This window comes from Psychrobacter submarinus (assembly GCF_904846685.1).
In the GTDB taxonomy this organism is placed as follows: domain Bacteria; phylum Pseudomonadota; class Gammaproteobacteria; order Pseudomonadales; family Moraxellaceae; genus Psychrobacter; species Psychrobacter submarinus.
This window is the reverse complement of record NZ_CAJHBQ010000002.1, coordinates 302,083-315,295: the sequence shown is the minus strand read 5'-3', so window position 1 is coordinate 315,295 and position 13,213 is coordinate 302,083. Positions and strand designations below refer to the sequence as shown.

At 45.0% G+C, this 13,213-nt stretch carries 9 protein-coding genes and 1 pseudogene; 7 read left to right on the top strand and 3 right to left on the bottom strand.

Annotation, left to right across the window (positions count from 1 at the left end; translation table 11 throughout):
* Positions 1–30 precede the first annotated feature (30 nt).
* The 3 genes and pseudogenes from JMY03_RS07600 to JMY03_RS13110 all read left to right on the top strand — a co-directional run.
* Positions 31–611: pseudogene (locus tag JMY03_RS07600) on the top strand (IS607 family transposase); the annotation flags it as partial.
* 308 nt (positions 612–919) lie between these two features.
* Positions 920–1,078: a hypothetical protein gene (locus JMY03_RS13115; protein WP_227675549.1), complete on the top strand. Its 159-nt coding sequence runs from the start codon at positions 920–922 to the stop codon at positions 1,076–1,078.
* A 34-nt stretch (positions 1,079–1,112) separates the two neighbouring features.
* Positions 1,113–1,442: a hypothetical protein gene (locus JMY03_RS13110; RefSeq protein WP_227675548.1), complete on the top strand. Its 330-nt coding sequence runs from the start codon at positions 1,113–1,115 to the stop codon at positions 1,440–1,442.
* Positions 1,443–2,615: 1,173 nt separating this feature from the next.
* On the opposite strand, the gene JMY03_RS07590 is transcribed toward JMY03_RS13110, so the two are convergent.
* The 3 genes from JMY03_RS07590 to JMY03_RS07580 all read right to left on the bottom strand — a co-directional run bounded on the left by JMY03_RS07590 (position 2,616) and on the right by JMY03_RS07580 (position 8,700).
* A complete protein-coding gene (locus JMY03_RS07590; RefSeq protein WP_201602628.1) occupies positions 2,616–3,308 on the bottom strand; it encodes a 1-pyrroline-5-carboxylate dehydrogenase in 693 nt (230 codons plus the stop codon).
* An 11-nt stretch (positions 3,309–3,319) separates the two neighbouring features.
* The gene (gene putA / locus JMY03_RS07585; RefSeq protein ID WP_201602626.1) at positions 3,320–6,574 is read right to left on the bottom strand and encodes a bifunctional proline dehydrogenase/L-glutamate gamma-semialdehyde dehydrogenase PutA; all 3,255 of its coding nucleotides are present in this window, start codon (positions 6,572–6,574) and stop codon (positions 3,320–3,322) included.
* An 830-nt stretch (positions 6,575–7,404) separates the two neighbouring features.
* Positions 7,405–8,700, bottom strand: coding sequence for an NCS2 family permease (locus tag JMY03_RS07580; protein ID WP_201556717.1), 1,296 nt, complete (start codon positions 8,698–8,700; stop codon positions 7,405–7,407).
* Between the two features lie 743 nt (positions 8,701–9,443).
* Here JMY03_RS07580 and tolQ point away from each other — a divergent pair.
* The 4 genes from tolQ (at position 9,444) to JMY03_RS07560 (ending at position 13,198) form a co-directional block, all read left to right on the top strand.
* A complete protein-coding gene (tolQ, locus tag JMY03_RS07575; protein ID WP_201602624.1) occupies positions 9,444–10,166 on the top strand; it encodes a protein TolQ in 723 nt (240 codons plus the stop codon).
* Complete coding sequence (tolR, locus tag JMY03_RS07570) at positions 10,163–10,618, top strand: protein TolR (protein WP_025644235.1); 456 nt, start codon at positions 10,163–10,165, stop codon at positions 10,616–10,618. The genes tolQ and tolR overlap by 4 nt, the downstream gene beginning before the upstream one ends.
* A 121-nt stretch (positions 10,619–10,739) precedes the next feature.
* The gene (locus tag JMY03_RS07565; protein ID WP_201602622.1) at positions 10,740–11,747 is read left to right on the top strand and encodes a TonB C-terminal domain-containing protein; all 1,008 of its coding nucleotides are present in this window, start codon (positions 10,740–10,742) and stop codon (positions 11,745–11,747) included.
* Between the two features lie 113 nt (positions 11,748–11,860).
* Positions 11,861–13,198, top strand: coding sequence for a PD40 domain-containing protein (locus JMY03_RS07560; RefSeq protein WP_201602620.1), 1,338 nt, complete (start codon positions 11,861–11,863; stop codon positions 13,196–13,198).
* Positions 13,199–13,213: the final 15 nt, after the last annotated feature.

The following is a 13,213-nucleotide window of genomic DNA, read 5'->3' as shown; positions in this document are numbered from 1 at the left end:
TCTATAATATAGAGAGCAAGTTATGGGAAACTGGTTAGTATTGGAGGCTGCCAAACATTTCGGGGTTGCTCAATCCACATTCAAGACGTTGGGATGAGGATGGTACGTTAGTCGCCCGGCAGACCGAAAACGGGCATAGGCGATATGATTTAAGTGAAATCAGACCGCATTCATGAATACACCACCTAAATTAGACCGAAAAACCATTGCTTATGCTCGTGTGTCGAGTCGTGATCAAAAAGACGACTTACTTCGCCAGTCTCAAGTTTTGGAACTTTATTGTGCCAGGCAAGGCTGGACTTTGAGACGATTACCGATCTTGGTAGTGGAATGAATTATAAAAGAAAGGCTTAAAACCTGCTTGATGACATACTGGGCAATAAAGTTGAACGGCTGGTAATTACCCATAAAGACAGGCTTTTACGATTTGGTGCAGAACTGGTTTTCATGTTGTGTGAGGCTCGTGACGTTGAAGTGGTAATAATCAATCAGGTGATTGAGTTTTGAGCAAGAATTAGCCAGATGTATTGGAGATTATCACCATATTTTCAGCGAGGCTATACGGCTCTCGCAGCAAGAAAAACCAACAATTAATAGAGGCGGTTAAAAAAAAGCGGTATGATCCGTGGACACATTATCGAAGACTCAAACCAAACAACGTACAGGCAAATCACCTTGCTCGTGCTTGTGGCGTGGCGAGAAAAAAACTACAACTGGAGGAAAGCTGCATGAGTGGCAGCGGCAGTATGCTGCTTGACAAAGCGTACCGTGATGCGTGTTTGGCCGCAGGCGTTAGTTTGATACTAAAAATCTAAAACAAGCCCTCACAGGCGAAGCTCAGACGCGAATTGAACGCCATTAAGCGTGAATTATTCCCCTATATGCTGGAAGTGACAAATGCGCTCCGCAGGCGGCAATCATGCAGTTGGGTGATGCTTATAACAGCTTCTTTAAAGGCTTAGCGAAATACCCAACCGCTCGTAAAAAGGCCGTGACGATAGATTCAGTTTATCCAACGACCAATTTGCCATTAAAGGTAAATCCATTCGTATCCCAAACTTGGGCTGGGTTCGCTTAAAAGAAGCTTTACGTTTTGACGGCTGCACAAGATCATGTCAGCCACCATCTCTAAACGTGGCGGTAAGTGGTTTGTTAGTGTGGCTGTTGAAATACAAAAAGCTGTAATTCCTACTAAAAGACAGGTAAAAGCGTTGGTGATCTTGGTATTACCGACTTACTGGTTTTATCAGACGGCACTAAGTAAAGCGCCAAAACCACTTCAAGCAAACCTTAAAAAACTAAGAACGCTAAACAAAGCGCTCAGTCGCACTAAAAAGGCAGTAAAAACAGAGAAAAGCGAAAACCAAGCTCTCTCAGTTTACTATAAGATCAGGTGTATTAGGCAAAGATTCTCTCCATCAAATCACAACAAGTCTGGTTAATGAGTTCGATGTGATTGCGATTGAGAGATTTGAATGTCAAAGGTATGGTTAAGAACAGGCGGCTATCAAGAGCTATCAGTGACTTGGGTTTCTTTGAGTTTAAGCGACAGCTTATCTACAAAGCCACTGAGCAAGGCAAGAGTTGTGAAATCAGTCGGACCCTACTGCAGAAATCGCCTGTTCAAACTGCAATCATATCCTTGGTAAAGATGAGCTAACATTGAAAATGCGTAGTCGGTTGCCACCTCAGCATCAGGTTTCTCATGACCGTGACCTCAACGCCAGCATCATGTACAAATAACGCGACTGTTATTTTAACAGCTGCATAATCCTGTTTATTGGACGGTGAGTTCCATCGCCAATTAAAAAAGTCTGTGGAGTCGTGGTCAGTCTAAATCTCAAATGAGAAATAGCGCGTGACAATGAAGCAGAAAGAAAACGTCAAACCTATCTAATAGTCAATATTGGCTAGGTTTGAGTAAGATTTTTGGAACGGTTAAGATCACGCACTTGATGCGGCTTGCCATTTAGATAAAAATGAATCATAGCTGTACTCGGCTGTCTGGATAAAAAGGAGATAAAATAAAATTTATCTTTAATCGGATAATAATACGTTAACAATCAATATATCAAAGGTCAGGCGCACGCAGCGACACTGCCATAAGGTAGTATTCAGTTATTGTAATAATAAAATTTATACGACGACGATCATCATACCTACATCAATACTGATAGCTATACAGGTATTGAATAAGCTGACTGCCTATGAGACTGCTGACTGGTTCAGACTTAATCTTGATTGAGGATGGAGCTTCAGTATCTATCAATGCACTTTAAGCGCTTATATAGCTACGAAGATTGAAAAAACGTCCGTTTACTTTGGCTTGTAGCCAATCACTATTCCGTATTTTGATTAACCAGTCAAAGCTACTTGTTAAAGCTGACTATTTGGTTAACATTGTAATGTTAGCATTATCTTTAATTATTATACAACTCAAAAACAGCATTTATATTAAAAAACTTAAAACGCTTGGCATATAAAACGCCTAAACTCTAAAACGCTTAGCATCTATTATTGGTCAAGGCATAAAAAGGCCAGCGCTCATTTATCAAAACAACTGATAAACAAACGCTGGCCGAAACCTCTAAACTTACAGACCTTTCTTTGAGCGATTAGTCATTACCAAGCTCAAGTAAGCTGGCATTACCACCGATAGCGGTCGTATTAATAGTGATGACACGCTCAGTGACGAAGCGGTGCAGATAATCGAGGCTTAACATCTCAGAGAAGCCCTCCATATCAGTCACTGCTATCACTTGTGTCAAAATACCATCTGTGTTGGCAAGCTCCTGACTGATACTTTGCACCTCTGCTTGGCTACCTGCGACTGCTACTTGTGCAAGGCGATCAATATACAACAAGGTGATCGTTTGTGAGTCATTAGCAACACTCAGCACATCATCGCTGATGCCGACATTGTAGAGTATCTTAGCTGCCTCTTCGCACATATCGACTTGGCTTGGGCAGTGCAGAATTACCTCATTACCGGTCAGTAGTGCTGCAATGAGCTGACCTAATACCGCCATCGCTCTTGCAGATTCGCCGCCGATAACCATAGTTTTGCCGCGAGCGGTGACGTATAGATCGTTAGACTCGCCCGTAGCGCCGATCATCCGCTGCACTTCATCAAGCTTCGGCGCGCTGCTAAGTAAATGATAAAATAGCTTGCGCGCTTTATTGGCATCACCTGTTAACAGCGCAAGCTTAGGTATCGCAGCTTCTAAGTACACCGAGCGCTCAACTGCGCCTAATAATCGCCAAGCTTCACAAACCTCAGCATGATTTTTTTTGAATTCATTTGCCATCTTGCTACTCCTTATGCGAGCTGTGTCTGTGTGGTTGATTGAGTGTTTGTGCTATGAGTAGTATTGCCTGCAGCGCCTTGCTCAGTGCTAAGCTTCATTAAACGTGCAACATAATGTGGTCCGCCAGCTTTAGGTCCTGTACCAGAGAGACCTGTACCACCAAAAGGCTGAACGTTGACTACTGCACCGATTTGGTTACGGTTGACATAAGTGTTGCCAACGACTACTCGGCGCTCGATATGCTCGGCGATGTTTTCTATACGGCTATGGATACCCAAAGTCAGACCAAAGCCTGTACCATTGATTGCATCTATTAGCTTATCAAGGTCACGCGCTTTATAGCGTAGTACATGCAATATCGGGCCAAAGTGCTCACCACCGATAACATCGATACTGTTTACTTCAATCGCGGTAGGCAGTACAAAGGTTGCCTCATCTTCACTAACGACTGAGCTTGCGCTCATAGGGGTCTGCCCCAAGATAGTCGCGGTCGCCTCAGACTGCATACGTTCGATATGGGCTTCTAGTCCTTTTTTGGCATCACTATCAATCACAGGGCCGACATCGGTTGAGACATAAGTCGGATTGCCCACGACCAACTCTGCCATATGCCCCTGTAGCAGCTCGATAATGCCATCGGCGACATCTTCTTGCACGCATAAGATACGACAAGCTGAGCAGCGCTGACCGGCTGAGCCAAACGCAGATAATACCGCATCAGTCACCACTTGCTCAGGCAATGCGGTTGAATCGACAATCATTGCATTTTGCCCGCCAGTTTCGGCAATCAATATCGGCAGCTCACCACTGGTCTGCGCGTGATTGTTGAGGCTTTGGTTAATGCGCTGAGCAGTTTGCGTTGAGCCAGTAAAGATGACGCCTGCAATCTGATCTGATGCCGTCAAAGTGCCGCCAACCTCTCCTGCGCCAACGACGAACTGTAGTGCCTCGAACGGCACACCTGCTTGATACATGAGCTGAGCGCCGAAATGCGCGATCAAGCTGGTCTGTTCAGCTGGCTTTGCCACCACCGTATTACCCGCAGCGAGCGCGGCAACTATCTGACCGGTATAAATCGCTAAAGGGAAGTTCCATGGGCTAATGCAAACAAAAGTACCGCGAGCTTTATAGACTTGGCGAAGCAATTTGCCTGATAAGTCAGTTATCTCATGGACCTCAGCTGCTAAACGCTCGGCTTCATCCGCATAGAAGCGACAAAAATCCACCGCCTCTTTGATCTCATCGATACTATCTTGCATAGTTTTACCCGCTTCGAGCTGACAAAGCGCCATCAGCTCCGCGTAGTTTTCTTCATACAAGTCTGCCGTTTTTCGTAGTATCTCAGCGCGTCTTGCGGCAGGAACCGCTTGCCAAGCGGCTTGACCGGCAACGGCTGCCTCAATTGCTTGATTGGCAATCTCAGCATTGGCATACTGAACCTCGCCAGCTTTTACATTATGATTCCAAGGCGCAAGGACATTTTGACTCTCGAGCTGATGAGTAGCGCCCTCTTTTGTATATTCGCTAATTGCTTGACCATCAATGATTGAGGTCGCTGTCCAAGTCTTTTTGCGCTGTTCAGCAATCGCCGCTTCAAAAGGCTGCCACTGGGAGTCGACAAATATATTAGGGCCATAGCTTGCCTCACGCTCGCCATATATCTCTAGCGGTAAGGGAATCTCTGGGTTGTGTAAGTGCTCATTCGCTACGAGCTTATCATACGGATGCACAGTGAGCTTATCGATCGGATAAGACTTATCTAATAGCTGATGTACAAATGAGCTATTGGCACCATTTTCTAGTAAACGTCTCACTAAGTACGGCAGCAAGTCTTGATGCGCGCCGACTGGGGCATAAATACGTACTGGTATCTGATAGGTTTGTAAAATATGATCATAGAGTGCGTCGCCCATACCATGTAGACGCTGGAACTCAAAGTCTCTGTGGCTACTCATAGTCATGACAGACGCCAGAGTATGCGCATTATGAGTGGCAAACTGCGGCCAAATCAAACCACGCAGATGATCTGAGAGTAAAAAACGTGCGCAGGCTAAATATGCAGTATCTGTGCCTTCTTTACGTGTCCATACCGGATAGCCTGATAGGCCTTTTTGTTGCGCAAGCTTGATCTCAGTATCCCAATAAGCGCCTTTAACCAGACGTAGCGGAATACGGTCGCCAACCTCAGCCGCTAAGCGCGCAAGCCAAGCAAAGATTGCGATGGCACGTTTTGAGTAGCCCTGTACCACAAGACCCAGACCGTCCCAGCCAGCAGTGATAGGATCGCGGTATAGCGATTCAAAGAGCTTTAAAGAGATCTCTAAGCGATCGGCTTCTTCGGCATCAATACTCAAATCAACATTGACTTCGCGTGCCGCCTCAATGAGTAGCAGGCAGCGCTGACGCAAGCGTCCAAACACTTGTGCTTCTTGGGTTGCCTCATAACGCGGGTGTAGCGCGGATAGCTTGATAGAAACCGAAGGCTTAGGCATGCCCTCCTTTACTTTGATATTCGCCGTAGATTTAATCGCATGCAGATAATCATTGAAGTACTTTTCAGCGTCTTTATTGGTAATGGCCGCTTCACCGAGCATATCGAATGAATAGGTATAGCCTTTATTGCGATAAGGCTGACTATTACGATTCGCCTCCTCAATCGTCTCGCCAAGCACGAACTGATGACCCATAATGCGCATCGCTTTTTGCATGGCCGCGCGAATCATAGGTTCGCCCATCTTTTTGGTCATGCGATCCAAAAACCCTGACGCGGTCGTACTGCTATCTATACTAACCACCCGCCCGGTCATCATCAGCCCCCAAGTCGAGGCGTTGACCATCATGCCATTATTATCTTTGAGATGTTTTTTCCAATCGGCCACGCTCATCTTGTCGCGAATCAGCGCGTCAGCCGTATAGTTATCTGGTACACGAATTAAGGCTTCAGCCAAGCTCATCAGCAAGATACCTTCTTGCGTATCTAAGCTGTACTCTAATAAAAGCGAGTCCACCATCTTGACTGACTTACTATCACGGCGCACATACTCAACGAGCTTGCGCGTCTGCTCACTTGCTGCATCGCGCTCAGCCTCGGTCGGCTTTGCCAAAGGTAGTAGCTCTGATAGCCAGCGCTCTTCATCGACACTGTATAATGGCGAGATACGCGCATACAGCTCATCGCTTGATTGCTTAATATAATCAGGTGAAAGCAGCTCTGTTGGCTGAAATAGTATAGGCTCTTGTGGGGTAAACTGATCTATTGGGTGCATACCAACTCCATAATTATCGTCTAAAAACTATGATAAATAGAGCGTCAGGATTTTTATAATCTCATATCTTTATACTGGTATTTTTAGTTATTTAAAACGATATAAAATATAACTATCCGCTTATATAGAGAAGATAAATAACTCTCCAAAAGCAATCTGTAAAATAGCTATAGATAAAGACAAAAAAACCAAATTATAAAAGATCAGACAGCGCTATCACAAAACGAGCAAATCCAGCAAAAGCTGGATACGGTTAAGTAGATCGTTGCGTGTTAAACGGACTACGTTAACAATACAAAGGCAAATTAACGTTAAGCGGCATTAGTGCCTTCTTCTTGTCGGTAGTGAAGGAGTGCGATCATAGTCTGAGCGGATGGGTCTAATAGCAGCAAAAACATGATCAGGGTGTCGCCAATTCACTGTAAGAAAAACCTCTACGGCGTTGCTTGAGGTGATGCGCTTAACGTCGCCATATTATCACGAAAAAAATTTTCAAACTATGCCCAACCAACATTTATTTTCAATCATTATTACCTTTAAAAACAGCTAGATACCATATTCATCTTGCTATTGACGCTTAAGGTACCCTTTTCTATTTACTCTTTGACTACTCTGTGCCTATACCCACTTTCATAATCAGACAGTTTATGGCTAATAAACGACAACTGTACCCTATAAATCAGTGCGTTTCATCCGGTAAACCTCTCAAAAAAGAGCCCTCAAAGCTGCATAAAAAAACCCTTCTTATCAAGTTCTGATAAAAAGGGTTAGATGATGATAAAGCTTTGATAGAGTTATAAGTTTATAAAATTATAACGACTCTCTAGACTCTAAACAAAGATAATCTTAGCAAGCAGTACTATCGTTAAGATCCAGACCGCTATACTAATATCAGCAAACTTACCGGTTAACGCCTTAGCAGCCGTGTAAGTGATAAATCCAAGCGCGATACCATCGGCGATAGAATACGTTAAAGGCGTAAATAGTAGTACGACAACGACGGGTCCAGCCTCAGTTAAATCTACCCATTCTACGTCTTTTAGCGTAGCTAGCATCAGTACTGCGACATAAAAGATAGCGCCGGCAGTAGCATAAGCGGGAATCATACCAGCAAGTGGTGCAAAGAAGGTGCTGAGTAGGAATAGCACCCCAACCGTCACCGCGACTAAGCCCGTACGACCACCCGCTGCAATACCAGAGACACTCTCAACGTAGCTGGTTGTCGATGAAGTACCTAGCGCCGCACCAGCAACTGTCGCTGTAGAATCCGCTAACAGTGCCTTGCCCATATTAGGAATCTTACCATTTTTATCGACTAAGCCGGCTTGACTGGTAGTCGCAATCAAAGTCCCTGCAGTATCAAATAAATCAACGAATAAAAAAGCAAAGATAACACTGATCATGCCAACGTTTAGAGCGCCTGCAATATCAATTTGCATAAAAGTCGGTGCCATAGAAGGCGGCGCTGAGACAATACCGGTGAATTGAGTATTGCCAGTTAATAGGCTAATAAGCGCGACGAGTAAAATACCTATAGTTACCGCGCCTGGTACTTTTTTATAAGCCAAAGCGATAATAACAATAAAACCAAAAGCTGCCATAGCAGGAGAGAAGGTCGTCATATCCCCTAGGCCAACCAAAGTGGCGTCGTTATTGACGATGACGCCAGCACTTTGAAGTGCAATGAAAGCTAAAAACGCGCCAATACCAGCGACCACTCCTTGCTTTAGTGAGTTGGGTATGGAGTTGATAATGATTTCGCGTATCTTAAACAGACTCAAAAGTACAAAGATACACCCAGATAAGAATACCGCGCCAAGTGCGATCTGCCAAGTATAGCCCATACCAAGTACTACGCCGTAAGTAAAAAAGGCGTTAAGACCCATGCCCGGAGCTAGCGCGACTGGCAGCTTGGCATAAATACCCATAATAAAACAACCAATCGCCGCAGCTAAGCACGTCGCGACAAAGACCGCGCCTTTATCCATACCCGCATCTGCTAAGACGTTCGGGTTGACAAAGATAATATAAGCCATGGTCAAAAAGGTAGTTAAACCGGCGAGTAGTTCTGTTTTTATGGTGGTGTTATCACCTGTGATTCCATAATATCTTTTAATTGCGTTCATAGTGTCGCTTCCCAGTTGCATTAATTAAGTATCGCATCCAAACTAAAACCTTAGTGTTTAACAGGTCAATCAAGGCGTTATCTCTACCAAAAACTGTTTTGGTAGAGATAACCCAGAGAAGGTATTTTTAAACATGTTCTATCATCATGCTGATAATGCATGATGGGGTGTAGAATGGTTTTTAAGCGATACGAGAAGAAGCTTATCTAGTTTAGTCATTCTAGCCGAATGAGTTGATAGCGTAACGTCTTTAGAAGTCTCGCCTCCGTCTTTAAGATAAAGTTGACGTCATTATGATCTCATTCTCAGTGATAAAACCTTTGGTGATACCTCCGGTTTTGCGTTTTGCAGTGCTTTAGCTATGACAAGGTTGTCGCTATCGGCAGTGGTACTTTGTAGAATAAGCACGTTTAAAAATTAGTGATAACTTGCCTCACGGCCTAGTATATAAAAAAACATACTCTGTGACAATTTGGTAAGTTAAAACTACAATTCAACCTGCAAGCGAAACTCTATTATATTTACGACTTCTTGTCACTCGTTATTTGGAAAAATCAATCATTAGCAATTATTAAACACATTAATAATGACCTTTTTATCATTTAAACGTACACTAACGAGTGAATATGACTTAGAAGCCTTTGCATGCTGATTGTTTTTGGCTTTATTGCCTGAACTTGCTTCATAACGTCAATACTATTGTTTTATATTGCTAGCTATCGTCCATTATGTGAGTCCATTAGATGCCTGAATCTTTAAATATTATCGACCTAATCACCCAAGCGAGCCTGCTGGTACAGATCGTGATGGCTTTATTATTATTGGCTTCACTGCTCAGTTGGGTGGTTATCTTTCGGCTCAGCGCACGTTTAGGCAGTGCCAAACGCTTCGATGAGCAGTTTGAGACTTGGTTTTGGTCAGGCGAAGATCTAGCAAAGCTCTACCAAGGCGTTCAAGGCTCGCCTGATCGACAAGGCCTTGAGCAGATTTTTTATGTGGGGTTCTCTGAATATCTAAGAATGCACAAAAAGCGCCAACCTAAAGACGATATTATCGACGGCGTTGAGCGTAAGCTGCGAGTTGGTCTTGGCCGTCAGCAGCAGCTCTTAGAGTCAGGTCTGACTACGCTGGCAAGTATCGGCTCGGTCGCGCCCTATGTCGGTTTATTTGGTACCGTTTGGGGTATTATGAATGCTTTTTTAGGTTTATCACAAACCGAGCAAGCTACCCTCACCTCTGTCGCACCTGGTATCGCTGAGGCATTGATTGCCACTGCTATGGGGCTATTTGCCGCGATTCCAGCAGTGTTAGCTTTCAATCACTTCACGGCTCAGTCGGCACGGCTCTACGAGTCGCGTGCCTTATTTTGTGATGAGATGACCGGTATGCTACAGCGCGAAACCAGTACCGAAAGCAAAATCGCCACTCCTCGTACTGCGCACATTAATCAGAGCAATCCGCTATGAAGCCAAGTCCTTATAAGCGCCAAAATGCCACGCTCAACAGCGAGATGAACGTCGTGCCTTATATCGATGTGATGCTCGTACTGTTAGTGATTTTTATGGTGACCGCGCCGATGCTGACCACAGGCGTAGAAGTAGACTTACCCAAAGAGCAAGCAGCAAACATGAGCCAAAACCAGCTGCCAATTATCGTCTCTTTAACTGATAATGGTGAGATTTTTATCAGTTATGAGGATAATGTAGATGTGCCTGTCAGTGAGCCTGAGCTGATTAACACTTTATTCAATCTACAAACTCAAAGTAATAATGAAACAGGCCAGCCCATACAGATTATGATCAATGCCGATCAAAACAATCAATACGGCGCTATCGTGGCACTCATGGCAAGCTTGCAGCAAGCGGGTATCGAAAAAGTCGGACTACTCACCGGCCCGCCTTTACCTATGCCGCAGTAAGAAGCCGCAATAAGTAAATGCTACCGTTATCCTTTATAATAGTGGTCTATACGGCTACTTTTTAGCCTTAGCTGAATTGTTCTAGATATCTACCTTTAAGCTCACACGACTACTCATACTTATGAATAACGCACCTCTCGTCTATATACCTACTCCGCCTGACAGTGATGGGCTAACCTTGCCTACGCTGCTCAGCTTGTTGGCGCACGGTATAGTGATTGGCCTGCTGATCTACACCTATCAGCAGCCAAGTCTAGAGACAAGCGGCGCGATTGAGACCACTATGGTATCGCCTGAGCAGTTAGCTGAGATGCAGGCTCAGATATTGAGTAACCGCGCAGCAGCCCAAGCGGCCAGTCAAGCGAACAGCATCTTACCCGCTGAAACCTCTGAAAGTACAGCTAGTACGGCTAGCACCCCGCCTACAGCCCCTTCAGAGTCTGCAGGATCAAGCTCACAAAGAGTACCTGTATTTATGCGCTCTGATGACGCTGCCGATGAGCCTATACTGATGAGCGAAAATCAGCAGCAACGATTGGCTGAGCAATCGGCCGCTTATGAGCGCAATCTAGCAGAGTGGAATGCTCAGGCAGAGGCATTAGCGAGCGAGAGACTTGAGCAAGTCGAACAACGTCAGCAAGAAGATGATGCAAAAGAGCGTGAACGACTCAAAGAGTATCGTGATAAACAAAAAAATACGACAAACCCTAGAATCAATCGCCCGAGCAAAACGGATCGTAATATAGAGATAGAGACAGGACTTCCTAGCAGCGCAAACAAAACCTTTGACTTATCAGACGGTCAATCAACGGCTGATAGCAGACCAGCTGATAGCAAGCCTGCCAGTACCCGTAGTAGCGCTTCGGCTTCTGCGGGCGATTTTAAGAACAGCATAGCTGCTAAAATTCAGAGAAACTTAAAAGCACCGCTTGAAACCCAAGGTATTACTGCTAAAGTAGCTTTAAGATTAGATAATCAAGGTAACGTATTATCCGCCAAAGCTACCGGCGCTAATAGTGCGGTTAATGATGCGGCAGAACAAGCCGCTTTTGCCGCAAGCCCTCTACCTATTGATTTGACCAACCCTAGCAGATTTGCGGCTTTAACGATCAACGTTATGGTTCAATAGATTAAGGTAAAAAGGATTTAAAGCCTAGTGTCAAATAAGTCGACACTGGAGCTTTCTGATATTTATCTCTTGCCGCCGATTATTTTAAAATTTTTAACTTAGGGTATTCACCTATGAAACTATTATCTTTAAAGCTACCAACCTCAAAGCTCACTACCTTCTCCGCGCTAAACCTAGCTTCGGCTTCGCTATTGCTCACGCCACTGCTGTTCGCTCCTTTATATTCTGCTACTGCTGCACCTATGGAGATCGACGTTACGGTGGTTGCGCCAAGACAACAAAACCAAGTCGCCTTTGTCCCCTTTGCCGGTGACAATGTCTTATCTTCTATTATCTTAAATGATTTGAGCCGAACCGAATTAAAGGTCACCAGCCAAGGCTTACCGCAGCAGCCACGTAATAGTGGTGAGCTTGCAGGTACTCTGCCAGTATGGCAAAGCTTAGGTATCCCTTATTTAGTCGTCGGTAGTACTCGCAGCAATCGCGGTCAAGTGATCACAGATTATGAGGTTATCGATGTTAAGTCTGGTCGTATCATCCAAGGCAAACAAAGCTTGACGGCTAACAATGACGCGCAGAGTATGCGCTATGCCGGTCACGTGATAGCTGACAAAATCTACGAGCTTATCACTGGTACGCCAGGTGACTTTTCGGGCCGTATTGCTTATATCGAAGAGACTAGCGTTGGCAGTGACAAAATCTCACGTTTAAAAGTCATGGACGCTGATGGTGAGAATGTGAGAGTCATGACAGAGGTAAAAGGCTCTATCTTCTCGCCAGCTTGGTCCCCTGATAGCAACCGTATCGCTTACTCCATCCAGCGCGAGAAGTCCTATCCCATCATCTATGTTCAAAACGTGAGTGGCGGCGGCGCTACTGCGGTAGCTAACTATCAAGGTAGCAATCTAAGCCCCTCCTTCTCTCCTGATGGGAGCAAAATCCTCTTCTCTAGCAGCTTTGAGGGTAGCGCGGATATCTATCAGATAAGCGCTAATGGCGGCAACCTTCAAAAGCTTGTCAGCTGGCCGAGCAGCGAAGTACAGCCAAACTACGCTCCTGATGGTCAATCGTTTGTTTTTGTCTCCGACAAAGCAGGTTTTAACAGACCGCAAATCTATCGTTATGAGTTTGGCTCAGGGCGCGTCACTAAAGTCTCTAACAGCAGCTACGCGACAAGCCCGCAGTTCAGTAGTGACGGCTCACAGATTGCCTTTTTGAACGGCAGCTCTGCAGCTATTATGGATAGTGGCGGTGCGGTCACCGCAAATTTAGGCAACACCGGTATCGATGAAGCACCTAGCTTTTCACCCAATGGCAAGCGTGTGGTCTATGCTTCAAGACAAGGCGGCAAAGGGGTCTTGACGATTAAACCTCTCGCTGGTGGTAGCGCTATAAACGTACCTAGTAGTGGCACTGTGCGCTCACCTGTTTGGTCAGCCAGTCCGAAATAGCGGATAGATCAAATA